Annotated in this window: 21 protein-coding genes and 1 pseudogene; 12 read left to right on the forward strand and 10 right to left on the reverse strand. The window is 65.4% G+C overall.

Translation table 11 applies throughout. From position 1 onward, the window contains the following. The first annotated feature begins 48 nt into the window (after positions 1 to 48). Together RM530_RS09805 and RM530_RS09810 are read left to right on the forward strand one after the other, a co-directional pair. Positions 49 to 996: an RluA family pseudouridine synthase gene (locus RM530_RS09805; protein ID WP_311365048.1), complete on the forward strand. Its 948-nt coding sequence runs from the start codon at positions 49 to 51 to the stop codon at positions 994 to 996. Continuing rightward, complete coding sequence (locus RM530_RS09810) at positions 993 to 1,652, forward strand: HAD family hydrolase (protein WP_311365049.1); 660 nt, start codon at positions 993 to 995, stop codon at positions 1,650 to 1,652. The genes RM530_RS09805 and RM530_RS09810 overlap by 4 nt, the downstream gene beginning before the upstream one ends. Positions 1,653 to 1,663: 11 nt before the next feature. Here RM530_RS09810 and RM530_RS09815 read toward each other — a convergent pair whose 3' ends face one another. After that, positions 1,664 to 2,245, reverse strand: a complete 582-nt coding sequence (locus tag RM530_RS09815; RefSeq protein ID WP_311365050.1) for a Maf family protein — start codon at positions 2,243 to 2,245, stop codon at positions 1,664 to 1,666. 46 nt (positions 2,246 to 2,291) lie between these two features. Here RM530_RS09815 and RM530_RS09820 point away from each other — a divergent pair, with 46 nt between their 5' ends. The 3 genes from RM530_RS09820 to plsX all read left to right on the forward strand — a co-directional run bounded on the left by RM530_RS09820 (position 2,292) and on the right by plsX (position 4,132). Next, complete coding sequence (locus RM530_RS09820) at positions 2,292 to 2,723, forward strand: YceD family protein (RefSeq protein ID WP_311365051.1); 432 nt, start codon at positions 2,292 to 2,294, stop codon at positions 2,721 to 2,723. Positions 2,724 to 2,818: 95 nt separating this feature from the next. After that, a complete protein-coding gene (gene rpmF / locus RM530_RS09825; RefSeq protein ID WP_311365052.1) occupies positions 2,819 to 3,004 on the forward strand; it encodes a 50S ribosomal protein L32 in 186 nt (61 codons plus the stop codon). A gap of 57 nt (positions 3,005 to 3,061) precedes the next feature. After that, positions 3,062 to 4,132, forward strand: a complete 1,071-nt coding sequence (plsX, locus tag RM530_RS09830) for a phosphate acyltransferase PlsX (protein ID WP_311365053.1) — start codon at positions 3,062 to 3,064, stop codon at positions 4,130 to 4,132. 35 nt (positions 4,133 to 4,167) lie between these two features. Here plsX and RM530_RS09835 read toward each other — a convergent pair whose 3' ends face one another. The 3 genes from RM530_RS09835 to RM530_RS09845 form a co-directional block, all read right to left on the reverse strand. Further along, a complete protein-coding gene (locus tag RM530_RS09835; protein WP_311365054.1) occupies positions 4,168 to 4,821 on the reverse strand; it encodes an FHA domain-containing protein in 654 nt (217 codons plus the stop codon). A 62-nt stretch (positions 4,822 to 4,883) separates the two neighbouring features. After that, positions 4,884 to 5,705, reverse strand: coding sequence for a Stp1/IreP family PP2C-type Ser/Thr phosphatase (locus RM530_RS09840; RefSeq protein ID WP_311365055.1), 822 nt, complete (start codon positions 5,703 to 5,705; stop codon positions 4,884 to 4,886). Positions 5,706 to 5,721: 16 nt separating this feature from the next. Then, complete coding sequence (locus RM530_RS09845; RefSeq protein WP_311365056.1) at positions 5,722 to 8,376, reverse strand: CHASE2 domain-containing serine/threonine-protein kinase; 2,655 nt, start codon at positions 8,374 to 8,376, stop codon at positions 5,722 to 5,724. A gap of 81 nt (positions 8,377 to 8,457) precedes the next feature. On the opposite strand from RM530_RS09845, the gene radA reads away from it, so the two are divergent. Further along, positions 8,458 to 9,807: a DNA repair protein RadA gene (radA, locus tag RM530_RS09850; RefSeq protein WP_311365057.1), complete on the forward strand. Its 1,350-nt coding sequence runs from the start codon at positions 8,458 to 8,460 to the stop codon at positions 9,805 to 9,807. A 168-nt stretch (positions 9,808 to 9,975) separates the two neighbouring features. On the opposite strand, the gene RM530_RS09855 is transcribed toward radA, so the two are convergent. After that, on the reverse strand, positions 9,976 to 10,758 hold the full coding sequence (locus tag RM530_RS09855) for an enoyl-CoA hydratase (protein ID WP_311365058.1): 783 nt from the start codon (positions 10,756 to 10,758) through the stop codon (positions 9,976 to 9,978). Between the two features lie 144 nt (positions 10,759 to 10,902). Here RM530_RS09855 and RM530_RS09860 point away from each other — a divergent pair, with 144 nt between their 5' ends. Further along, positions 10,903 to 12,342 (forward strand): M20/M25/M40 family metallo-hydrolase, encoded by a 1,440-nt coding sequence (locus RM530_RS09860; RefSeq protein WP_311365059.1) that lies wholly within the window; start codon positions 10,903 to 10,905, stop codon positions 12,340 to 12,342. A gap of 351 nt (positions 12,343 to 12,693) precedes the next feature. After that, a complete protein-coding gene (locus RM530_RS09865) occupies positions 12,694 to 12,888 on the forward strand; it encodes a hypothetical protein (RefSeq protein WP_311365060.1) in 195 nt (64 codons plus the stop codon). Positions 12,889 to 12,928: 40 nt separating this feature from the next. Here the strand turns inward: RM530_RS09865 and RM530_RS09870 are convergent, their stop codons facing one another. From RM530_RS09870 to RM530_RS09880, 3 genes are all read right to left on the reverse strand, one after another. Continuing rightward, a complete protein-coding gene (locus RM530_RS09870; RefSeq protein WP_311365061.1) occupies positions 12,929 to 14,350 on the reverse strand; it encodes an alkaline phosphatase PhoX in 1,422 nt (473 codons plus the stop codon). A gap of 78 nt (positions 14,351 to 14,428) precedes the next feature. Then, a complete protein-coding gene (gene ilvB / locus RM530_RS09875; RefSeq protein WP_311365062.1) occupies positions 14,429 to 16,270 on the reverse strand; it encodes a biosynthetic-type acetolactate synthase large subunit in 1,842 nt (613 codons plus the stop codon). Positions 16,271 to 16,459: 189 nt separating this feature from the next. Then, positions 16,460 to 17,410 carry a hypothetical protein gene (locus RM530_RS09880; protein WP_311365063.1) on the reverse strand — a complete coding sequence of 317 codons (951 nt, stop codon included), beginning with the start codon at positions 17,408 to 17,410 and terminating at the stop codon, positions 16,460 to 16,462. A gap of 114 nt (positions 17,411 to 17,524) precedes the next feature. Between RM530_RS09880 and RM530_RS09885 the strand changes: the two genes are divergently transcribed. Beyond that, a complete protein-coding gene (locus RM530_RS09885; RefSeq protein WP_311365064.1) occupies positions 17,525 to 18,421 on the forward strand; it encodes a DMT family transporter in 897 nt (298 codons plus the stop codon). Between the two features lie 20 nt (positions 18,422 to 18,441). Here RM530_RS09885 and RM530_RS09890 read toward each other — a convergent pair whose 3' ends face one another. Together RM530_RS09890 and RM530_RS18715 are read right to left on the reverse strand one after the other, a co-directional pair. After that, positions 18,442 to 19,968, reverse strand: coding sequence for a protein adenylyltransferase SelO (locus RM530_RS09890; RefSeq protein WP_311365065.1), 1,527 nt, complete (start codon positions 19,966 to 19,968; stop codon positions 18,442 to 18,444). Next, positions 19,958 to 20,981 (reverse strand): annotated as a pseudogene (locus RM530_RS18715) (NAD(P)/FAD-dependent oxidoreductase). Before RM530_RS18715 ends, RM530_RS09890 begins: the two are co-directional and overlap by 11 nt. Before the next feature lie 175 nt (positions 20,982 to 21,156). Here RM530_RS18715 and RM530_RS09910 point away from each other — a divergent pair. The 3 genes from RM530_RS09910 (at position 21,157) to RM530_RS09920 (ending at position 24,895) form a co-directional block, all read left to right on the forward strand. Continuing rightward, entirely contained in the window at positions 21,157 to 21,348 is a 192-nt protein-coding gene (locus RM530_RS09910) for a PLD nuclease N-terminal domain-containing protein (RefSeq protein ID WP_311365069.1), read from the forward strand. Between the two features lie 73 nt (positions 21,349 to 21,421). Further along, a complete protein-coding gene (locus tag RM530_RS09915) occupies positions 21,422 to 22,165 on the forward strand; it encodes an outer membrane lipoprotein-sorting protein (RefSeq protein ID WP_311365070.1) in 744 nt (247 codons plus the stop codon). Beyond that, positions 22,166 to 24,895, forward strand: coding sequence for an efflux RND transporter permease subunit (locus RM530_RS09920; protein WP_311365071.1), 2,730 nt, complete (start codon positions 22,166 to 22,168; stop codon positions 24,893 to 24,895). Positions 24,896 to 24,903: the final 8 nt, after the last annotated feature.

A 24,903-nucleotide genomic window follows, 5' to 3' on the forward strand; every position in this document is an offset into this window, starting at 1 on the left:
CCCAACATCGTCAAACATCACTTTTTCAAGCTGCGGAGCGTCGCTATTGTGCCTGCGCCCCAGGGTTTTCCACAAGTCCGCCATCTCAGCGTTGAAGGTAACGATGAGGGGCAGCGTTTGGACAACTTTCTTCTGAAGCATCTGCCGGGCGTGCCGAAATCGCACGTCTATCGTTTGCTGCGTTCCGGACAGGTGCGCGTCGACGGCGGACGCTGCAAGCCCGACCGCCGTTTGCGGCTGGGTGAGGCCGTGCGTGTGCCGCCGGTGCGCGTTGCCGAGCGCGGCGAACCGGTGCGCCCGCCGGATCGCGTGCTGGACCGCCTGAAGTCCGCGATCCGCCTCGAAAACGAAGATTACCTCGCGCTAGACAAGCCGGCGGGCTTGGCCGTTCACGCCGGCAGCGGGCTGGATTACGGCGTGATCGAAGCGATTCGAGCCTGGCAGACCTATGACTATGTGGAGCTTTGTCATCGCCTGGACCGCGATACCAGCGGCGTGCTGTTGCTGGCGAAGTCGCGCAAGGCGCTGTTGCGCGCGCAGAATGCGTTTCGGGATGGTTTGGCGCAAAAGCGCTACCTGGCCCTGGTGATCGGCGCCTGGAACGGCGGTGTGCGCGAGGTCGATTCGCGGCTGCTCAAGAATTTCCCCCAGGGCGGCGAGCGCATGGTGCTGGTGGACGAGCACGGCAAGCCTTCACGAACGCGTTTTACACCGACACGGCGTTTTGTCGACGCCACCTTGTGCGAGGTCGATATCTTTTCGGGGCGCATGCACCAGATCCGGGTCCACGCCAACGAAGTCGGGCAGGGGGTCGCCGGCGACCGCAAGTACGGATTCCGTGATGCGCAGAAGCCGATACGTGAAGCCGGCTTGAAGCGCCTGTTCCTGCATGCCCGCGGTCTGCAGCTGCCTGCGCAGGACGGTTATCCGACGCTCCGGGTGGAAGCGCCGCTGCCTGCGGAGCTGGAGGCCGTGCTCGAACGGCTCCCCTCATGAGTCGGCGTTTCGAATTGTTGATCTTCGACTGGGACGGAACCCTGGCCGATTCGGCGGCCACGATCGTTTCGAGCATGCAGCAGGCGATCACCGCCCTTGAGCTTCCGCGCCGCAGTGACGACCAGATTCGCGAGCTGATCGGTCTGGGGCTCGTCGATGTCATGGAGCGACTCTATCCGGGCATCGATGCGCAGCATCTCATCGGCTTGCTGGAGGCCTACCGCAAGCGCTTCGTCGGGCATGCCTCCGGCGAGGCGCCGCTGTTTGCCGGGGCTCTCGACACGCTGCGTCGGCTCGATGTCATGGGTTTCCGCATTGCCATCGCCACCGGCAAATCCCGCGTCGGGCTGCGCCGCGCGCTGGCGCACCATGGCGAACTCGCGCGGCTCGTGTCCTCGTCGCGCTGTGCCGACGAAACGGCGTCCAAGCCCCACCCGAAGATGCTGCACGAGCTGCTGGAGGAGGAGCAGCTGGGGCCGGAACAGGCGCTGATGATCGGCGATACGGAGTATGACATCGCCATGGCCCGTTCGGCCGGACTGCTGGGGCTCGGCGTGGCCTGCGGCGTCCATGCGCCGTCGCGCATTCGCGCCGCCGGTGCCGCGGGCGTGATCGACGGAGTGCAGGACCTGCCGGCCTGGCTGGCCGCTTCGTGAAGTTCAGGCTCTCAGGGCAGCGGCCAGCCAGCCTCGCTCAGCAGCCGGCTCAGCGCGATCAGCGGCAGTCCGATCAGAGCGGTCGGATCGGAGGTGTCGATGGATTCGAACAGCGTGATGCCGTAGCCCTCGCACTTGAAGCTGCCGGCGCAGTCCAGGGCCGGCTCCAGTGCGAGGTAGCGTTCGATCTGATTCGAGTCGAGATGGCGCATGCGCACGGTCGTCGTGTCCAGCGCCTGTCGCGCATCGCCGACCGGCGAGATCAGGCAGACCGCCGTGTGAAAGCGTGCCAGTCGCCCTGACAGCTGCGCCAGTTGGGTGCGCGCCGAGGCGAGTGCGCCCGGCTTGCCGAGCAGCTTGCCTTCGCAGGCGGCGACCTGGTCGGAACCGATGACCCAGGCGCCGGGATGGCGGTGGGCGACGTGGCGGGCCTTGTGCTCCGCCAGCCGTTCCGCCAGTGCCGCGGGCGGCTCGTCGAACCCCGGTGTTTCGTCGATATCGGCCGCCTCGGTGAGGAATGGGAGGCGCAGCCGGCCGAGGAGTTCGGCCCGGTATCGGGACTGCGAGGCGAGAATCAGGGCGGCTGCAGACATTTTCTTCTTTGACAAGCATTTGGGCGCTCACTATTATCGCGCGCCCATGACGGTCCCTCACATCCTGCCGCAGAGAATCCGCGCCGAAAGCGCGGTTCGTCGGCGACAGCGCATCGAGGGTCGCCTCGGCCTGGAGCAACTGGAGCGCTTGCGCGAGCTTGCGGCCGGTGAGACGGGGCAGCTTGAGACGAGGCTGGATGCTTCGGCGGACGCGGACGGCAGCTGGCATGTGCGGGGCTCGCTGGAAGGACGGCTCGAGCTGGTGTGTGAACGCTGCGCGGAGACGTACGACTGGTCGTTCGATATTGATGTGGACTGGCGTCTGGTCGAAAGCGAGGCCGAAGAGCAGCGCTTGCTGGCTGAGTGTGAGCCCGTGTTGATCGAAGACGACTGGCTGCCGGTTCGGCAGTTGATCGAGGACGAAGTCCTGCTCGCGGTGCCGGTCATGCCGGTTTGCGAACGGAATACCTGCCGCTGAGCGGCATGCGATAATTTTTTGTGGAACCCAGTCGTCGAATTGCTTGACGCGAATTAAATCAGGATCGCGCACGCGCGGTCTCACGGAGTTGAAAAATGGCTGTTCAGAAATCCAAGAAGTCCCGCTCGATGCGCGGTCACCGTCGTTCGCACAACGCGCTCAAGCCGCCTGCGCTGTCGGTGGACCCGACTTCAGGCGAGACGCATCTGCGTCACCACGTGACCGCGGACGGTTACTACCGCGGCCGGAAAGTGATCGAGAAGAACACCCCAGAAGTCTGAACCGGCGCGTGCCGAGGCACCGGAACGGGGTTCCGGCGCGGAAGATTTGGGGGAACATTGACTGACACTCCAATCACCGTAGCCGTGGATGCAATGAGCGGCGATCACGGCCATACGGTCGCGGTCGAATCCGCTCTTTCGTTTTTGCGCGATTATCAAGACGTCAAGCTGATACTCGTGGGGGACGAGGCCGCCCTGCGCTCGGCACTGGGGCGCTCGATTCCGCCGCAGATCGAGATTCAGCCTGCGTCCGAGGTAGTCGCGATGGACGAGCTTCCGTCGCGCGCACTGCGCACGAAGAAGGACTCTTCGATGCGTGTGGCGATCAATCTGGTCAAGGACGGCCGCGCCCAGGCCTGTGTGTCGGCGGGGAACACCGGCGCCCTGATGGGAATTGCCAAGTTTGTGCTCAAGACGCTGCCGGGCATCGATCGCCCGGCGATGCTGTCGCCGATGCCCACGCTCAAGGGGCATACCCACATGCTGGACCTCGGCGCCAATGCCGTATGCACCGCGGAGCAGCTGTTCCAGTTCGCGGTGATGGGATCGGTGCTGGTCAGCGCGGTCAACGGTTTGTCGAAACCGAGCGTGGGCCTGCTCAATATCGGCTCCGAGGAGATCAAGGGCGTCGAGTCGATACGACAGGCGGCGAGCCTGATCCAGCAGGCGGATCTCAATTACGCCGGATTCATCGAAGGTGACGAGATTTTCACCGGCGCGGTCGATGTCGTGGTCTGCGACGGGTTCGCCGGCAATGTGGCGCTCAAGACCAGCGAAGGCGTGGCCAAGCTGGTTCGCCAGTTCATGAAGGAAGAATTCACGCGCAACATGTTCACCAAGCTGTCGGCGATCGCGGCCCGGCCTGTACTGCAGGCCTTTGCCGACCGTATCGACCCGCGTCGCTACAACGGCGCGAGCTTTTTGGGCTTGCGCGGCGTGGTCATCAAGTCGCACGGCGGTGCCGACGTGCTGGCTTTCGCCAACGCGATTCGTGTGGCGCGACTGGAAGTGCAGAAAGCGGTGCCGATGCGTATCAGCACCTTGCTGGCGTCCACGCTCGGGGAAAGCGCCACTGCGGACCCGATGCAGGAAACCGGGCGCTGGATGGCTGCAGGCGGCGAGTCCTAGCCATCAAGGCCGCCGATCGAGCCGTCCCACTTCTCTTATTCCTGCACGAAGCGGATGCGTGTTCCGCTGAGCTCGAACTCGTCGCCGGTTTCAAGCCGGCGTGCAGCAGAACCGATCGCCGTGCCGTTGAGCTGCGGTCGACCCCGTCCCTTGTCTCCGCTGACATGAACGATGTAGTAACCATCGGCACGACGAGTGATCGCCACCACTTGAACCCCGGGCTTGCCTAGCGTGGTCAGCGCCTTGGTCAGCTCCAGCCCGCGCCCGGCGTTGGCGCCGCTGATCACTTCGAGTCGCCCGACAGTGGGCGCCGTGGGCGCTGGCGCCGCGCTGGCGGTGGCCGCGTCGATCTGGCTGGGCTTGAGGATCACGGTTTGATCGAGCGCATCGTCCTGGTTCAGCAGGGTGCTTTCGTAGCGCAGGAAATTGCGACCGACGGTGACGGTGTCGCCGTGCGAGAGGGAATGCTTGGCGACCTGGCGCCCATTGACCTGGGTGCCGTTGGTGGAATCGAGATCTTCCAGGAACGAGTCCTGAAGAATGGTCACGATCACGGCATGACGCCCGGACACGGACTTGTCGGCGAGACAGATGTCGTTGTCGGGATGGCGTCCGATCGAAACACGTTCCTTGTCGAGAACGACTTCGCTCACGGCCCCGGCCGCGTCCGTGACGATCAGTTTTCCCATGTCGCGTCGACCCACCTAAGAATGAAACCCGAAAGTACCGCGCCAATTCACCCCGAAACACACTAGAACCACTCCACCAAACGTTCGTACCAGCGCTTGCCTCGGGCCAGCGACTGATCCAGGCGCGCCAGAATGACCGCGATATTATCCTTGCCTCCGGCTGCGTTGGCGGCATCCACCAGCGCGCTTGCCGCTTTCGGGAGGTTATCAGCAAACCGCCGCAGGCTTAGCGCGATTTCCTCGTCGCTGAGCAGGTCGCAGAGCCCGTCGGAACACAGCAGCACGATGTCGCCCAGTTGCAGGCTGTCCTCGATCAGGTCGACTTCAACGGAGCTTTCCACGCCCAGGGCGCGGGTGACGATGTTCTTGCGCACCAGGCGCCCGGCTTCCTCACGCGTGTAATGACCGCGTGCCACCAGTTCTTCGAGCAGGGAATGATCGCGCGTGATCTGGTCGAGTTCGCCTTCGCGCAGCCGGTACAGGCGCGAGTCTCCGACATAGGCGATCGACAGGCGATCGTCATGCAGCAGACAGCAGACCACCGTGGTGCCCATGCCCTGGCATTGCGGTTGCGATTCGGCGACATGCTGGATCGCGTTGTGCGCAGCCTCCACGGCCTGGCGCAGCAGCAGCGCCTCGCTGGAATAGCCGCTGGCGGCTTCGATCTGGCCATGTTCGCGCTGATCCCAGTCGCGCCGCACGATGTCGAGGATCGTGGCGACGGCGATGCCGCTGGCGATCTCGCCAGCGTTGTAGCCGCCCATGCCGTCGGCCAGCACCAGCAGGCCAAGCCGAGGATCCTCGGCGATCGCGTCCTCGTTATTGGTCCGTACCCGCCCTGGGTGAGTCAGCAGCGCAGTGGCGACCTTGTCCTGTAGTGCCATCGTGGCCCGGTCCGGATCAGCTCAGAGTCTGCAGCAGCACGCGCAGCTCGGCTGAAAATTCGGCGCCGAGCGCGTAGCGTCGTTCAAGCGGTTTGCTCATGGCGCGATCCAGGATCGGTGAGACGCCGGCGGGAAGCTCCGGCCGCAGCGTGGTCGCAGGCGCCGGCGTTTCGTTGGCGATGCGGTACATCAGCGTGGCCAGCGAGTCCGCCTGGAACGGCAGCGCGCCGGTCAGCAGCTGGTAGAGCGTGACGCCGAGCGAGAACAGGTCCGACCGACCATCGACCTTCTTGCCGGCCAGCTGCTCCGGCGACATGTAGCTGGGCGTGCCCAGCACCATGCCGGTCCTGGTCTTGCTTGAGTCAGTGATGCGGGCGATGCCGAAGTCCATGACCTTTACGGTGTTCGATCGCTCCACCAACATCAAGTTCGCCGGTTTCACATCCCGATGAACCACGCCCTGCTGATGCGCGTAGTCCAGCGCTTCGGCCGCGTCGGCGATGTGGCGCAGCACATCGGTGACCGGCAGCAGCGCATTCGCCTTGGTGTGGCGCGTGAGGTCGTGGCCGCCGACGAATTCCATCGCGATGAACGCCAGGTCGTGTTCCTCGCCGGCGTCGAAGATCGAGACGATATTCGGATGACTGAGTCGCCCCGCGGTTTCGGCCTCGCGGAAGAAGCGGGCGCGCGCGTCGTCGAGCTCGTCCTCTTCGAAGTTCTGTGCCAGGGCCATGGTCTTGATCGCCACCTGCCGGCCGATCTTGGGGTCGCGTCCCAGATAGACGATGCCCATCGCGCCCTTGCCGAGCTCCTTTTCGACCTGGTAGCGCCCCAGCATCGGCTTTTCCATCTGCTCGGTCTTGTCCAGCACCATCGTGCCGCCGGGATGCGAGCTGCCGCCGCCGAGGATCACGGTTTCGGACAGGCGCCGTGCGCGTGTCAGCTTCTCCGCCACATCGCGGAAGTCGCGGTCATGTCCGGCGATGAACTGATAGACCGACTCGGCCTTGTTGAACTGGCGCCGGCGTTCGAAATCCAGCGCCAGGTTGTAGAGCAGCTCCAGCAGCTTGTCGTCGACCGGCTGCACGCGTCGGAACTTCTCGAAGGCCATGTCCAGTTGGCCCTGGCCCTGGAATGCGAGGCCAAGCATGCGGTTGGACTCGGCGCCTTCGACTTCGGTGCGTGACTTCAGCACTTCGGTGATGCGCAAGCGCTTCACCGTCATGAACAAATGACCGCTCACCAGCAGCAGGGCGGGCGTGACCAGTTTCAGCCACAGGCCCAGATCGCTCATCAGATAAAGCTCGGTACCCACGAGCGCGATCACCAGCACCGTGGTCAGCACGGCGGCCACGGCCGGCCCCAGTGCCGGCGACAGCAGCGCGAGATACAGCGCCGCGGCCAGCAGGGCGCCGATCTCCGCGAACGCCGCCCATTCTGGGCGAACATAGAAGTCGCCCTGCAGGATGCTCGAAACGGTGTGCGCCATTGCCTCCACCGGCGCCATGCTCGGTGAAACCGGCGTCGCCAGACTGTCGCCGATGCCGGTGGCAGTCGCGCCGATCAGCACCAGTTTGTCGCGGAACTGGCTGGCCGGCACCGTGCCGCTGAACACGTCGAAGAACGAATAGACCTTGAACGCGGGCTTGCCGCCCTGATCGCCGTAGAAGTGGGTGTACATCTGCAGGTCGGGGCGTGTCGGGATTTCGAGTCCGCCGAGCGCGATGCCCTCGCCGAGCCGGACCTCGATGTCGTCCACCCCCAGGTTCAGCGCCGCGGCCGCCATCGCCAGCGACAGTGACGGATAGTAGGCGTCGTAGTACTGCACCACCAGGGGTTCGAAACGCATGGCGCCGTCGACGTCCGGCAGCGTGTTGAGGTGGCCGATCATCGCGGCGGCGCGCCCGATGCCCGCCACCGGGATCTGGGCCGCCAGTGCCGGAACCGGCAGCAGGCCCTGCGTGCGCGCGTCGATCCGGTCGACGACGTGGCTCAGGGCGTTGCGGCTGACGTAGTCCGGCAGCGGCGCGTCGGGTCGTCCGATCGGAACGCCGATGCGGAAATGCAGGGCCAGTGCGACGTTGCCGGCGTCCGAAAGCGAGCGTCGCAGCGTGTCGTCCACCGACAGGCCGCGCCGGGCTTCGAGCAGCCGCGCGGCGAAGCGGTCCAGGGCCGCACTGTATTCGGTGGCCAGCGCGGATCGGTGATAGCGCTGTGCGAGCACGCCGGCCGCCGCATTATTGGCCGCGAGCGCATCCAGCGCCGCGCCGAATTGCTCGATCTCGGACGGCACTGTCTGGATCAGCGGCGAGGCGGCAAGCTGATCCGACAGTTCGCGCAGCGCCGCCAGGCCCGGATCGAGCTGATCCTCGAAGTAGAACACCGTGTTGCCGATCGTCTTGGCGCCGCCGTCATGCAGCAGATCGATCATTGCCGCATGCAGATTGCGCGGCCATGGCCAGCGCCCCAGGCGGTCGATGCTGGCGTCGTCGATCGCGATGATCGCGATGCGGTCGCTCGGCGTCTCGTCGCGCAGCTGCACGCCCACGTCGTAGGCGCTGCGCTCCAGGGTCTGGACGGCGCGTCCAAATACCAGATAGGCGAGCACGACGAACAGCACGGCGAATACCAGGCCGGCCGCCCAGTCCCTGGACCCTATGGAAGTCTTCACGACCAGCCCCCCGCGATCGCTTTCGATATCAAGGTCATACTACGGCCTTTCCCCCCGGCTTAGGACACTGCCCGAACCGCGATGGCCAAACAGCGATCGATTTATGTCTGCCAATCCTGCGGCGCGACAGCCCCCAAATGGGCGGGTCAGTGTCCGGAATGCGGCGAATGGAACACGCTGGTCGAAAGCGTCAGCGATACCCGGCGCGGCGGCTATGCCGGAAGCTCGCCGGTGCCCGAAGTCCAGACCCTGGAATCGATTTCCGCAGAGAACGCGCCGCGCGTGTCGACCGGAATGCCGGAGGTGGACCGGGTGCTCGGCGGCGGCATCGTGCCGGGCGCGGTCTGTCTGATCGGCGGCGATCCCGGCATCGGCAAGTCCACGCTGCTGCTGCAGGTGCTGGCGGCGGTGCAGGGCCGGCTGCCGACGCTGTACGTGACCGGTGAGGAATCCCTGTCCCAGGTCAGTCTGCGCGCGCGGCGCCTGGGGCTGACGCGCATGGACCTGCCGGTGCTCGCCGAAACGCGAGTCGAGGCGATCCTGCAGGCGATGGCGGTCAACGCGCCAGGCTTCGTGGTGATCGACTCGGTGCAGACGCTGTCGTCCGATTCGCTGGATTCGGCGCCGGGCTCGGTGTCGCAGCTGCGCGAGTGTTCGGCGCAGTTGGTGCGCTTTGCCAAGAATCAGGGTTGCTCGATCGTGCTGGTGGGGCATGTGACCAAGGAGGGCGCGATCGCCGGTCCGCGCGTGCTCGAACACATGGTCGACACGGTGCTGTACTTCGAACACGACCCGGGTTCGCGCTTCCGCATCATTCGCGCCGTCAAGAATCGTTTCGGCGCCGTCAACGAGCTCGGCGTGTTCGCGATGGGCGACGACGGACTCAAGGAAGTCGCCAACCCTTCCGCGCTGTTCCTTTCGCGTCACGAGGAGGCCGTGCCGGGCAGCGTGATCATGGTCACGCGGCAGGGCAGTCGGCCGCTGCTGGTGGAGGTGCAATCCCTGGTCGATACCAGTCACGGTTCGCAGCCGCGCCGCGTCGCACTGGGGCTCGAAGGCAATCGCCTCAACATGCTGATGGCGGTGATGCACCGCCACGGCGGCATTTCACTGGCGGACCAGGACGTGTTCGCCAATGTCGTCGGCGGCATGCGGATTCAGGAGACGGCGGCCGATCTGCCGCTGCTGATGGCGGCGCTGTCGAGTCTGCGCGGGCGCCCGGTGCCGATGGATACGGTGGTCTTCGGCGAGGTCGGGCTGGCCGGGGAGATTCGTCCGGTCGCCGCAGGTGAGGAACGCTTGCAGGAAGCGGTCAAGCATGGCTTCCGTCGCGCGCTGGTGCCGGCCGCGAATCAGCCACGCCGTTCCGCGAAACTCGACATGGAAATCGTGCCGCTGCAACGCCTGTCTCAAGCCATCGACGCCTTCTGAGCTGCGCTAAGGACCGTGCCGCGAGCGACACCCTGCACAATGTCGCCTGCGACATGGCCGTTGCCCTCATCCACCACTCGCAGTCGCGAGCGGTCCCCCTCCCCCGCAAGCGGACGAGGCTAGGTCGGCATCACGCGGCGCGTGATTCAGGTTAAGGGCGCGGGGAAATCAGTCGAAGCTGGAAAAATCAGGCCGCCGCTTTTCGACAAACGCGGTCATCGCTTCGCGCGCTTCGCCGCCGGCGAGCATCGCCACGAAGGCATCGGATTCGAGCTGCATGATCGCGGCGATCGCCTCGCCTTGGCCCTGCTTCATCAGGCGCTTGGTGGTGCGCAGCGCCTCGGGCGGCTGCGCCACCAGACGCAAGGCGAGTTCTCGCGCAACGGCTTCGGTTTCGTCAGCGGCGACCACGCGATTGACGAGGCCGAATTCGACTGCACGCGCGCCATCGAAGCGTTCTCCGAGCATCAACAGTTCCGCCGCCTGGCGGTGCCCCAGCAGTTGCGGGAACAGCATGCTGGAGCCTGCTTCCGGACACACGCCGATATTGACGAACGGCATCTGGAACACGGCGTTGTCGCCGGCGATGACGAAGTCGCAATGCAGCAGCATCGTGGTGCCGACGCCGATCGCGATTCCGTTGACGGCCGCCACCACCGGCTTCGGGTTGTCGATCAGCGCTTTCAGAAAGCGCCATACCGGGGCATCCTCGCCAACCGGCGGATGCTTCAGGAAATCCTGCATGTCGTTGCCGCTGGAAAAGATCTCCGCATGCCCGGCCAGTACGATGACACGGACCTCGCGGTTTTCGGCGGCGGTCAGCAAGGCGTCGCTGAGAGCCGTGTACATCGCCTTGGTCAGGGCGTTTTTCTTGCCCGGCCGGTTGATGCGAATCGTGCAGATGCGATCGCTTTGTTCGCTTAGGATTTGCGACTGTTCGGTTTCGTTCATGGTGATTGCGCCTGAAATTGAGTGCTGCGGAGATTACCACGCGGCCCCGTCCGTCCAGAGCGTCGGCGAGAGGGGCGCGGGTCTGGTTGTGGCACTCATTTTGCGAATATTTACCCGTCTGTTTACCTCCATTCAGATCAATACATGACTCGAATTCGCGTGTTCGCTGCGAGCCTGCTCCTGTCCACATTCGTTGCCCCGGCGGCGGCGGATACCGTCGACGCCGATGCGATCGATCGCGTGCGCGATGCCGCGATGGACAGCGACTACGCCTATCGCCAGGCGGGATGGCTCAGTGATCGAATCGGCCCGCGCCTGTCCGGTTCGCGCGGACATGCCGCGGCCATCGAGTATGTCGCGGAGCAGATGAAGCAACTCGGCCTCAAGGTCAGCTTGCAGCCGGTCAAGGTGCCGCATTGGGTTCGTGGCGAAGAGACGGCGAGCCTGGTGGACTACCCGGGGCGCCCGGATGGCATCACCCAGAAGGTGATGTTGACCGCGCTCGGCAGCTCCAGCGCCACGCCGCCGGACGGCCTGACCCGCGAGGTGGTGGTGGTACGCAGCCTGGACGAACTCAAGGCGCTCGGCCGCCGTGGCGTGCAGGACAAGTTCGTGCTGCTGTATTCGAAATTCGACCAATTCATGGCGGACAACGGCCACGCCGGTGCAGCCTACGGGCTCGCCGGTGCGTTCCGCTTCGGCGGTCCCAACGAGGTCTCGAAACTCGGCGGCGCGGCGGCGCTGGTGCGTTCGGTCGGCGGCGCCGAATACCGTTTGCCGCATACCGGCGCCACCCACTTCGCGGCCGATGTGGCGGCGATTCCCGCAGCGGCGCTCAGCGCGGAGGACGCCGACCTGATCCTGCGCCTCGCCGAGGATGGCCCGGTGCGCCTGCACATGACACTGACGCCGCAGACGCTGCCGGATGTCGACAGTTTCAATGTGATCGGCGACCTCAAGGGCAGCGACAAGTCCGACGAGATCGTCATCATCTCCGGCCACCTGGATTCCTGGGATCTGGGAACCGGCGCGCACGATGACGCGGTGGGCGTGGCCACGGCGATGTCCGCGGCGGCGATGTTCAAGCAGCTCAAGCTGAAGCCGCGTCGCACCCTGCGGGTGATCGCCTGGGCCAACGAAGAGAATGGCACGCGTGGCGGCAAGACCTATTTCGAGGCGCACCAGCAGGAGATCGAGCAGCATGCAGCGGCGATCGAGAGCGATTTCGGCGGCGGCCGACCGGTGGGTGTGTATGCCCACGTGACCGAAGAGACGCTGGAACTGCTGAAACCGCTCAACGAGGCACTGAAGCCAATTGGCGCCTCGCTGTCCGATCGGCGCACCACACCGACCGGGGCCGACATCAGCCCTCTCGGCAAGGCCGGCGTGCCCAATTTCGCGCCACTGGTGGACTCGCGCAGCTACTTTGATTACCACCACACGGCGGCCGATACCTTCGACAAGCTCGATCCCGAGGAGGTTCGCTACCAGTCTTCGGTGATGGCGACCCTGGCCTGGTGGCTGGCCAATACCGACGAGGTCTTGCCGCGCGTGCCGGTACAGGCGGCGACGACGGGACACTGACCGCGCCGACTGCGCCGGATCAGGGCGTCTGGTCAGGGCGTCTGGATTGAGCGCCGCATCACGAATTCACCAAAACATTTCGGAAAATCACCTGAGCAGGGGATATCGCTGTGCCTGTCGGGGCGGGAGAATGCCGGATGCCTCGACGGGCAGCGCGAAATGATCGCGGTTCCGTCGAGGCGCCGGTTGACCGTCCCCCGACGCAGGCAAGGGCTTTCCCCGGATGCGCAGATCAGCACCGTCATTTCGCAGCGTTGCGCTGCCCGAGTTTGCCGCGGCCCGTGCACGCGATCTGGCTGCGTACGGCGCGCCCAGGCCGTCGCTGCCGCAGACGTCGAGCCGCAGACGTCGATGTACAGCATTCTGCACGGTCTGAAGCGCGGCGAGCGCCAAGCCCGCTTTTTGCTGCCGGCATTCGATCGGCCGGTCACGGGCCGGGAGCGTGAAGTCCCGCCGGAACGGACGATCCGCGATCTAGTCGGCGCCGGTGTGAGTGTCGGCATCGCCATGCCACCGCGCCGCGTGCGACTCGCCGTTGCGGTGTGAGTGCTTCACCGTTCGGTAGAGACCTGCCGGGGGTGAGCGCTCAGCTACGGAAAGCGTCCGGAATGCTCAGCTCGTAGGTTGCGCCGCTGCCCTGGCGCAGGCCCGCCAGATTCGGCCCACGCTGTGAACTGAAGTAGAGGCGGCTACCGTCCGCGGTGAATGCGGGGCCGGTGATCTCGCTGCCGGGCGCGTCGATCTGCACCAGCACTTTTGCAGTCTGGTTGGGCACCACCACGATCAGGCGCTTGGCTTCGCCGTCCTCGGCGACCAGCACGTCACCATGCGGGCTCACGGTGACATTGTCGACATCGTCGAACGGCGGGTCGATGAAGCTGTTGTCGAACACCAGCTCGATCAAGGCATTGTCGATGTCGTAGGCGTAGACACGGTTGTCGCCCTTGCTGGCGAAGAACAGCAGGGCACGCGTCACCGCGCTGCCGCCGGGCGGAATCTGGGACAGCTCGGGCGGCACCTCGTACAGCCAGATGCCCTCGCCCCCGTTGAACACCGTACCCGGCACCATGCTGCCTTCGGCGCTCAGGGCTTCACGGACCGTGCCTTGCGGTTCGCCGGCACGCTGCACGTCGACCCATTCCACACGATGCAGGCTGCGCAGCAGCGCATCGTCCTCGGCGTAGCCGCCGTTCTCGTAGCCTTCGATGTTCATCGCCTGCAGCGTGCCGCTCTGCATTTGCAGACGCGGCATGCCGTCTTCGCCGGTCACCAGGTCGCTGCTATCGGCGACGAAGCGGTACAGACGCCCCGAACCGGAATCCTCGGTCAGGAACACGCTGCGCGTGTGCAGGTCCACCGCGGCGGCTTCGTGGCTGAACAGGCCCAGCGCCGGCAGGGCGCGCGCATCGTCCGCACTGCCCATCGGCAGACATTCGTAGACGCGGCCGTCGCCGGTTTCCTCGCAGGACAGCCAGGTGTGCCAGGGCGTGGCGCCGCCAGCGCAGTTGCGGCGGGTGCCGTCGAGAATGCGCCGGGCGGCGACGATGTTGCCGCCAGCATCGAACTGCAGTGCGCCGACGCCACCGTCGGGTCCGGCAACCTCGCTGTTGGACACGTAAACCCAGCCACCATCTTCGGTGGCGAAGCAGGCGCCGCCGTCCGGCGCCTCGTGCCAGTTGTAGCCGTTGAGGCCGAGAGGTTCGAAGCGGCCGGTCAGCGGATTGCTGAGATTCCGGGCCACCGCGCGCAGAGCGAAGCCTTCCGGGATGTACACCCCGTCGATTCCGGAATCCACCAAGGGCCCGACCTTGGACAGAGGCCCCGGAGCGATCGTGAACTCGGATTGTGGGCCCAGTGGTTCGCCGCCGCCGGAATCCAAAGCGCCGCCGCTTCCGGAGCCGCTGCAGGCCTTGAGCCAGGGCGTCAGCGAAACGGCGCCCGCCGTCCAGAATGCTTGCTGCAGAAAACGACGACGACTGCTGCGACCAGCCGATGAGTGTACCGACATGTGTGTGCTTCCCCGGAAAAAAGGCGAAGCATCGCAGCCTTGTTTTGCGTGGCGATGACAGCCGCCACGCGGCGGGCCTCAGAACATCTCGGTCTGATCGCTCGCGCCGACTTTTTCGCCGACCGCGGGCGCTTCACGCGACGCGATCCACTCGCCGGTGATCATCTGGTCATAGGTCGCACCCGGTCCGACCATCGGATAGACCAGGGCGTCCGGATCGATGATGACTTCGAGAAACGCCGGACCGTCGAATTCGATGAACTCGCGAATCACGCGCGGCAGATCCTCTCTGCGGTCGAGGCGCACGGCGTAGTCATAACCGTCGGCCTGGGCCGCCTTGACGAAGTCCTTCTTGTGCAGCGACTTGTCGGTGGCCGAGAAACGGCTCTTGAAGAACAGTTTCTGCCACTGGCGCACCATGCCGTCGCCGAAATTGTTGAGCACCACGACCTTGACCGGCAGGTTGTAGGTGGTCACCGTTTCGAGCTCGCCGATGTTCATGCGAATGCTGGCGTCGCCGTCGATATCGATGACCACGCGATTCTGGCCGGCGAAGGCCGCGCCGATCGCGGCCGGCAGGCCGAAGCCCATGGTACCCATCGATCCCGAGGTCAGCCACAGACGCGGTTCGCGAAAATCGAAATACTGGGCGGCCCACATCTGGTGTTGTCCCACGCCGGTGGCGATGATCGCCTCGCCGCCGGTCAGGCGATTGATCTCCTCGATCACGGCGTAGGGCTGGATCAGGGCGGATTCGCGGTCGTAGTTCATCGCGTGGCGCGTCTTGAGCTCGGCGAGGTGCCGGTGCCAGGCCGACCAGTCACGCGCGAAGCCGATGTCCTTGCCGTGTTCCGTGAGTTTGCGCAGCGCCGCCGGCAGCAGGCCGACGTGATGCCAGTCGACGCGCTTGACCTTGTTGATCTCGGCGGCGTCGATGTCCAGGTGCGCGATGAACTTGGCGCCGTGCGCAAACTGGTCGGGCTTGGTGGCCACCCGGTCGTCGAAGCGGCTGCCGACGGCGATGATGCAATCGGCGTCCTCGACAGCGTAATTGGCGTAGGCGCGGCCGTGCATGCCGAGCATATGCATCGAGCGTTCGGCGGTGGTGTCGTAGGCACCCAGGCCCATCAGCGTCATCGTCACCGGAATGCCGAAACCGTCCGCGAACTCACGCAGCGCCTGCGCCGCGCCGGCATTGATCGCGCCGCCGCCGACGTAGAGCAGGGGCCGTTCGGCGCGCGACAGCAAATCGAAGAAGCTCGTGCACTTGGATTCCGGAACCGGCGAGGCCTCCAGCGCACGCAGGCGGGCACGAAAGCCCGGCACCGGCAGCACGCCTTCGCCGGAGTAGGGCCCCATCCAGTTCTGCACATCCTTGGGCACGTCGACCACGACCGGCCCCGGGCGGCCCGAACGGGCGATCTCGAACGCGGTGCGTACCGTCGCTTCGAGCTGGCTCGGGTCCGTGACCAGAAACACATGCTTGGCGCAGGCACCCATGATGTTGGTGACCGGTGCTTCCTGGAACGCATCCGTGCCGATCGCGGACGTCGGCACCTGACCGCAGATCACCACGATGGGGATCGAGTCGGCCATGCAATCGCGCACCGGGGTCACGCAGTTGGTGGCGCCGGGGCCGGAGGTGACCAGTGCCACGCCGACCTTGCCGGAAGCGCGTGCGTAGCCGGATGCCATGAAGCCGGCGCCCTGTTCGTTGGCCGGCACGATCAGCGGCATGCGCTCGTCGTGCAGCTGGTTGTAGCGAAAGATTGCGTCGTAGGTGGGCAGAATCGCGCCGCCGGAATAGCCAAATACCGCGTCGACGCCCTCGTCTTCCAGTACCTGGACGATGATGTCCGCGCCGGACAGTCGTTGGCCGGCGAGGCGATGGCGTAGCGGTGAAAGCGGAGCTTGGGTCATGGCGACATCTTCTGCGGTATCGAACCGGGCGGCTTGCCGAACACGCTGCCCGGTCTGGGTTGAATCACCCGGTTCGAGCAGCCAAGGTCCGCAATAGCGGCCTTCCGGAACAAAAAAAGGGTGCGAAGATTAGCGCTGTTGCGTCGCCGATGCCATGCGGAGCCGCAGTTTGAGGGATACGAGACCCGCTCAGCGTCCCCAGCCGAGCTTGTGGCTGAGCTTGGAAAGCACGCTGCGCTGCTCCGGCATGCGCCCGACACCGCTTTCGGTCAGCTCGATGTCGAAGTGTTCATCGGCGCCATGGAACCGCACGATTCCTGCCTTGTAGGCCAGATCCAGGGCGTGCAGCAGCGCATTGTCGTCGAGCCCGGTGCCGTGCCAGCGGCTTTTCATTGCCGAGTAGCCGATCCGGCTTCCGGAGAAACGCTGCGGGCCTTCGAATGCGCCGGAAATCAGGTCGCGCAGTTCCGAATCAGGAACGTGCGGCCCCGGCTGAGTGATTTCCGGCGCACATTCCAGGAGTCGCGCCGGGGTCAGCGGGCCGCGGATGAACTCGGCACCGCCTTCGCCGAGCTCCCAGTAAACATCCATTCCGCGAATGCGGTGGCGCAGGTATTCGTCGCGCAGCAGGACATCGAATGCGGTCCGCAGGTCGCCGGCGCGCAGCCCGGTTTCCTGCCAGTAACGCGACACCGTGACGCCGATCAGCAGTTCACCCTTCTTGAGCTTGAGATCGCGGAAGATCGACAGCACCTGGTTGCGGAGCGCGATCTCGCTCAACGTCAGCCCGCGGCCAATGAACACGGTGGGGCGGATGTCGGGCTCGGCCACCGGCGCCGCTTCGGTGTCGATCGCGGGCGGCGCACTGGTGGAAAAGCGGGTCGCGGAGAGCAACCGCCGGTAGCCATCCGGACTCAGACGCAGATGCGGCGGCGTCAGCCCGGGCGCCAATTCCACCCATTGCTCCTGGATCAACTGCGCGAGCAGATCGGCCAAACGCTGATCGTCCTGTTCGGTGCGTCGCCAGCGTTCGCGCAGCAAGTGCAGCGGAGCGCCCATCGACAGGCTCACGCAGTGCGCGTCCAGCCATTCGAGCAGCTCGTCGCACTGCTGTTCACCGACCAGGATTCTCGGCTGCATCGCACTCTCCCCCTATCCGGACTTACTGATAACGTGCCGACAGGCGCAGTGCAAGCCTGAGTGCTCGCCGCTTTACGTAAACTCGCGCTTTGTCGGATAGCCCCACGAGTTTGCATGGATTTCGGAATTGGCGAGAGCTACGCGCTGGCCAGCGCCTTGGCCTGGGCGGTGGCAGTGATTCTGTTCAAGCGCTCCGGCGAGCAGTTGCCGCCGTTCGAACTGAACCTGGTCAAGAACCTGCTCGCGACCGTGCTACTGGCGGTGACCGTGTGGCTGCTCGCGGGTGCCCAGCTGCCGCGCCTCGGCCCGGCCGACATCGGCCTGACGGTGGCCTCGGGCGTGCTGGGTATCGCGGTGGGCGACACCCTGTATTTCCGCGCACTCAAGCTGCTGGGCGCGAGCCGCATGGGCGTGGCGCAGACGCTGTACTCGCCGTGCGTGATCCTGTTGTCGGTGATGTTTCTCGGCGAGCGCCTTTACTGGTGGCAGGTCGGCGGCGTGGCGCTGGTGTTCGGCGGTATCCTGCTGGTCGGCTATGTCGGCAAGGGCATCAGTATCGCGCGTTCGACCCTGGTGCTGGGCTTCACGCTGGCCGCAGCCTCGGTGTTCATGATGGCGCTGGGCATCGTTCTGGCGAAGCCCTTGCTGGTGCAGCATGACTTCCTGTGGATCGTGTTCCTGCGCACTGCGGCCGGCTTGCTGGGCATGCTGCTGCTGGTGGCCTGGCGTCGCCAATGGCGTTCACTGTGGCAGACCTATCGCGGCGTGCGGCGCTGGCCGGTGATCGTGGCCGGGGCCGTGTGTGGAACCTACCTGGCGATGATCTTCTGGCTGGCAGGCTACAAGTACACGGACATGTCGGTGGCCGCGGTGCTCAACGAGCTGGCGGCGGTCTTCATCCTGGTCCTGGCCGTGATCTTCCTGCGAGAGAAGGTCGGGCGTCGACAGATACTGGGTACTCTGCTGGCGATGCTCGGCGTGGCGCTGGTGGTCGCACGGCCCTCGGCGTGATTGCGCGCACGAATCTCGCTTCAGGACGAGCAGCTCACCTCGATGTGCTGCGCCCAGGCCGGCGGTTCGGCGAAGTAGCGTTCCATGTCCGGCTGTTCGTCATAGGGTCGCGCCAGCAGACGCATCAGGCGATCGATTTCGGTGGCGTCGCCTTGCTGTGCCTGTTCGATCGCGCCTTGCGCCATCCAGTTGCGCAACACGTATTTCGGGTTGACGGCGTTCATGTTCTGCCGGCGCTGCGCATCGTCCGAATGCTCGCGCCGCAAGCGTGCGCGATAGTCGTCCAGCCAGGCGTCGAAGGCTTCGAGATCGCCGACGTAGTCGCGCAGCCGCGGCGCCGCATCGGTGGCGCTTTCGAGTTCCGAGAGCATGCGGAAACTGCGTGTGAAGTCGGCACGCGAACGGTGCATGATCGTCAGCAGGCGGTTGATCAGCTCGGGATCGTCGCTTTCTTCGGCGACCAGGCCCAGTTTGGCGCGCCAGCGCCGTGTCACCGCCTCGGTATAGGTCGGCGGGAAAGCATCGAGTATCGCCTGCGCGATCTCCACGGCCTGTTCGGGAACCTCATGCAACAAGGGCAGGCAGGCCTGCAGCAGGCGTGAACAGTTCCAGTGCCCGACTTCCGGCTGGCGATCGTAGGCGTAGCGGCCGCCCTCGTCCGTGTGATTGCAGATGTGGTGGGCGTCGAAGGCGTCCAGAAAACCATATGGGCCGTAGTCCAGGGTAAGGCCGAGCACCGAGAAGTTGTCGGTGTTCATCACGCCATGGCAGAAGCCCACGGTCTGCCATTGCGCCATCAGCCGCGCGCTGCGTTCCACAACGATGCGCAGCCAGGCGGCGTGGCGCTGCGGGTGTTCGAAGAGTTCCGGAAAATGCTGTTCGATCACCTGATCGGCGAGCGGCGCCAGTGCTTCGTGGCGACCTTGGTAGTAGAAGAACTCGAATTGTCCGAAGCGCACGTGGCAGGGCGCGACGCGGCTGATCACGGCGGCGGATTCGATGGTCTCGCGTCGCAGCGGCAGGCTGGAGCCGACCAGGCTGAGCGCGCGGGTGCTGGGGATACCCAGATGATGCAGCGCGCTGCCGGCGAGGTATTCGCGGATGCTGGATCGCAGTACCGCGCGCCCGTCGGCAAAACGTGAATAGGGCGTGGGGCCGGCGCCCTTGAGCTGAATATCCTGCCAGCGCCCCTGGGTATCCTGAACCTGGGCCAGCAGAATCGCGCGACCGTCTCCGAGCTGCGGTACGAATACGCCGAACTGGTGCCCGGCGTAGACCGTGGCGATTTCGCAGCCGCCGGACAAGCGCGCATTGCCGGACATCAGCGCCAGAAATTCGGGGCTATCCAGTGAATCGGGGCTCAGCCCGAGTTCCGCCGCCAGGTCCCGATTGACATGCAGCAGTCTGGCGTCCGGCAGCGGTTCCGGTTCGACCCGGGAAAAATAGTCCTCGCCCAGCGTGACAAAGCGGTTCTGCGGATTCAGGCCGGGCAGGGTGATGTCGGGTCGCAGCGGGCTACGCTCGTCGCGGGGATCGTCAGGGCGCACGTTGTTCCGTGTTTGCGTCGGAACCCACGATCAGACGCGCGCCGCGCTTGTGAGTCAAGTAGTGGATCGACCATTGGTAGGCGACCGGCATGCGATTGCGCGCACCGATCAGGAAGTCGATGTGGGCAACGCACCACGGCAGCCAGGCGAACGTACCCTTCATGCGGATGCGCCCGAAATCGATCACGGCGGCACGTCGGCCGCCCAGATCACGGTTCGCGCCTCCACGCGAACGTCGCCGATATCCGTACCGCGTGCGTCGCAGTTGGCGACCAGGGCGTTGAGCATCACTTCCACACCCATCTTTACGGGCGAACGCTGAGTGAATGTCGACAGGGATTCCGGAAACGGCGGCAGTATGCGCGGGCCGCCTTCGAGCAGCACGATGCGTGCGTCGCGCGGCTTGATCGAATGAAAGTCTGAAACCAGCGCATGCTTCGCCTGTTCGGCGATCGCGCCCGCCATTTCCACACCGGAGGGGCCGGCACCGATCACGCAGAAGGTCGTCAATGCCTGGCGTTCGGCTTCGTCCTGCGAGTTCTCGGCGCGCTCGAAGGACATCAGCAGTCGTCGCCGGATCAGCGTGGCATCGCCGATGCGCTTGAGCCCCGGCGCCGTGGGCGCCCATTCGTCATGACCGAAATAATTGTGGGTGGCTCCCGTGGCCAGCACCAGCCAGTCGTAGCTGCTGCGTCCGTCCTTGAGCTGTACCTGTTGCCGATCGCGATCCACGTCCTGCACGTCGGCGAGCAGAACGCAGGCGTTTTTCTGATCGCGCAGCACGCCACGAATCGGCCGCGCCACGTCCGAGGGGTTCAGCTCGGCGGTGGTCACCTGGTACGGCAAGGGCTGGAACAGGTGGAATTGCGGCGATCGACGATGGTGATGTCGACCGGCGCCTTCGCCAGCGCGCGTGCCGTCGAAAGCCCGCCGAAGCCGGCGCCGACAATGACCACATGGGGGTGATTCGTTTCGTTCAAGTCAGCCTGCTCGGCGAAATGGCGGCGCGACATTACGCTGCCGGCGCTCGGTTTGTTCGTGCGGTGCGTCATGCCGATGACGCGAGCATGGCGGGGCAACGGGTCGGGCGCAATGCGGCCGCCGCCGCAGACTGGGGCGGGGGCGAAATTCGAGCTAGGATGGCCCAGCGCAAGTGTCCGTCGGGACGATTACAGGGAGAAATCAGGCATGTCGTTCGAATACCCCGGCCTTTGGGGCACCATCCTGCTGGTGCTGGATATCTGGGCGATCCTCAACGTTGTCCAGAGCCGTTCCGATACGCTCAAGAAGGCGATCTGGATCGTGGTGATCCTGCTGTTGCCGCTGCTGGGATTCATCATCTGGCTGCTGATGGGCCCGCGCTCGCCGCGCAAGACCTGAGATGTCTGCACGCTGGGGATTGGCCAAGGGGCCGGGCGCTCGTCGAATGTGCGGTTGGTTGTTGGCGGCGGCCGTGCTTCCGTGGATCGGGCCGGCGGCGGCTGCGGACCTGGATTCGATTCGGGACTGTGTGCGCGCCAATGTGCCGTCGAGCATTCGAATCCAGAACGTGAAGCTCACCGCCTTCGACCGCGCCGGCGGTTCGCGCGAAATGATGGGGCGCCTGTTCGCGATGCGCGAAGACCAGGCACAGCTTCGTCTCATGCTGAGGCTGGATGCGCCGCCGGACGTCGCGGGATCGGCCTATCTGGTGCGCGGGCGCGAACAGGGGCAGGAGACGTACGTGTACGTGCCGGCGCTCAAGCGTGTGCGTCGCCTGACGGGCTCCAACCTCGATGGCAGCCTGTTCGCCACCGACTTCAGCTACGGCGATATCAGCCAGATTTATCGTGCCTTCGACGCCGGCAGCGCGGTGCTGGAGGATGCCGGCGAGATCGGGCAGCGCGCGGTGGACCGGATTGCCTTCGACCCGCGGGAGCAGCACGATACGCGTTTCGACCGCATTCGGGTGGCGGTCGACCGCGAGACCTGCGTTGCGCTACGCATCGAATTTTTCGAGAACGGAGCGGTGGGCAAACGCTACGAAGCGGATCCCGAGCGCCTGCGGCAGTTCGACATGCACTGGTATGCCGAGTTTGCCCAAATGCGCAACCTCAAGCAGGAAACGTACACGACGCTGGAAGTGCAGGAGGTGAGCGGCGGCGACGCCCTGTCGAATCTCTACTTCATGCCCATGACGTTCTATGAGGGGCCGTAGTTGCTGAGGGCACTGTCGCGGCTGTTGGCGCGGCGGCCGGCCGCGACCGTGGCGGCGACACTGTTGCTGAGCGCGTTCGCGGGTCTGGCGGTGATCTCGGTGGACGGTGTTTTCCGCATTCATGTGGACCCGTCGCCGGAACATCTGCTGAGCGGGCGCGACGGCGAGCGCGGTGCACTGAAGCGTGTCGAAGCCCTGTTCGGCGACACCGACGGTGTGGTGGTGGCGGTGAGGCTCGCGCCGGTGTTCACGGCCGAGCATTTGCGGACCGTGACGCGAATCCACCGCGCCCTGATGGCGCTTGATGGCGTGCGCGAGGTGCAGTCACTGGCCAGCGCGCCGAACTGGTTGGCCGATGATGATGACGTTCAGACCGGCAGCTTCACACAGCAGGCCGCGCTGGATCCCTCGCGAATCGCCGCGCTGCAAGGGCAATTCGAGGCCAATCCGCTGTATCGCGGTTCGCTGGTGTCGGCGGATGGCAACACCGTAGCGTTCCTGCTCAGTCTGCATCAGGTCGACGAAGCAGCTTATCGAAACGAACACTTCGACGCGCGGATCCGCTCCGCGGTCGCTCAGGCAGCCGGCAATGAGGTCGTGCCGGTTGCCGTGACCGGCAGTGTCGCGGTGGCGGCGGCCACCACCAGCGCGCTGCTGCGCACGATGACCCGAACCGTGCCGGCGGTGTTCGTCATCGTGGCGGCCTTGCTGCTGATCGCGTTCCGCAGTTTTCGCGTGGCGCTGGCCAGTGCGCTGACGATCGGTCTGGCCCTGTGGTGGATGATGGCGCTGGCCGGCGTAGCCAGCATTCCGATCAATCTGGTCACCGCAATCGCACCACCGCTGGTGGTGGCGCTGGGGCTGTCGTATTCGGTGCATCTGCTGTCCGACTATCTGCGCGCCCACCGCGACGGGTATCCGCCTTTGCAGGCGCATCTGCGCACACTCAATCGTGCTGCGGTGCCCGTGTTGATGAATGCGGTGACCACCATCGCCAGCGTGTTGGCGCTGATGCTGTCGCCGATGCCGGCAGTCCGCGAGTTCGCGCTGCTGGCCGCATTCGGCACCGCCGTGCTGGCCCTGATGACGCTTGGCTTTCTGCCGGCCGTGTTGCGACTGGTCGGCTGCGGGACCCGCTTCAGTGAATCGCCGGGGGACCGCCTGGCGAGGCGCGTGGCGCCGGCGTTGGCGCGGTTCGCGCTGCGTCGCCGGGCACTGTTGCTGGGGCTGGCCCTGGTGATCGCGGTCTGCGGATTCTGGTCCACACGCCATCTCGACGCCGGAGCCGAATACATCAAGACGTTCTCGCCGGGTTCGCAGGTTCGGCAGGACTACGAGACCGTCAGCGCCGCCTTCGGCGGCGCAACCCGCTTGTCGATCCTGATCGAGACCGGCATCGACGGCAGTCTTGTGGACCCGCCCGTGGCGCGGGCCCTGGATCGCTTCGCGCAGTGGCTGCGCGCGCAGCCGGAGGTCGGTTCGGTCAGCTCCTACCTCGATTCACTGAAGCTGATGCACCAGGCCGTCAATGGTAATGATCCAGACGCCTTTGTCGTGCCGGGCAGTGCGGCCGCGAGCAAGCAGCTGTTGCTGCTGGGTGGGGGAGACGTGGTGCGGAGCACGCTCAACGCCGGATTCTCCACGGCGCTGATCAGTCTGCGCAGCCGGGCTGAGGATGCCGCCGCCGTCCGCGAACTGGTGACTCGTATCGAGTCGGAGATGGCGCATCTGCCGCCGGTGCTGCAAGGCGAGGTGACCGGCCGCGCGGTGCTTGCGACGCGTGCGGTGGACGATATCGTCAGCGGGCAAAGACAATCTTTGATCATTGCCTTCCTGGCGATCTTCATAGTGCTTTCGGCGCTGTTCATGTCGCTGCGCGCCGGCCTCTTGGCAATGCTGCCGAACCTCGTGCCCGTGGCCGTCTACTTCGGCGCGCTGGGCCTGTTGGACATTCCGCTGTCCCCGACCAACAGCCTGGTGGCCTGCATCGTTCTGGGCATCGCGGTCGACGACACCATTCATTTTCTGGCGCGCTTCAACGCCCGGGCGCGCGAAACCGCGGACGAACGCGGTGCAGTGGAGTCCGCGCTGGCCACGGTGTTGCGTCCGATCACGTTGACCACCCTGGCCCTGTGTCTCAGCTTTCTCGCCTTCGGCAGCGGTGAGCTGCAGACGCAGACGCAGTTCGGCGTGTTGGCGGCGATGACGCTGGCCGTGGCCTGGCTCATCGACCTCAGCCTGACGCCGGCTTTGGGCTCGATGTTCCGCGTCGTCAGCTTCTGGGATGTGCTGCGTGTCGATCTGGGCAGCTCGCCGCAGTACACGATCCCGCTGTTGGCCGGTCTCAGCGACAGACAGGCCAAACTGTTCGCTTTGCTGTCCAAGGTGCAGCGGGTGCCGGCCGGTACGCGCGTGATTCACGCCGGTGAGCGTTCCCGCGATATCTACGTGGTGATCGAAGGCCAACTGGAGGTCTGGGTGCAGCGTGGCAGTGAGCACCGCGCGCTGTCGAGCCTGCAGCGCGGCGCCACGATCGGCGAGGCCGGCTATTTCGGCCAGCGACGCACCGCCAACGTCGATACGGTGAGCGATGCGCGCCTGCTGCACTTCGATTCCCAGGACCTGGAGCGCCTGCGTCGGCGCCACCCGCGCATTGCTGCCACGATATTCCGCAACCTCGCGGCGATTCAGGCCGAGCGGCTGGCCCAAGCCACGGCGATGATCGATTGAAATCGAGC

The sequence above is a fragment of the Banduia mediterranea genome (genome assembly GCF_031846245.1).
Lineage (GTDB): Bacteria > Pseudomonadota > Gammaproteobacteria > Nevskiales > Nevskiaceae > Banduia > Banduia mediterranea.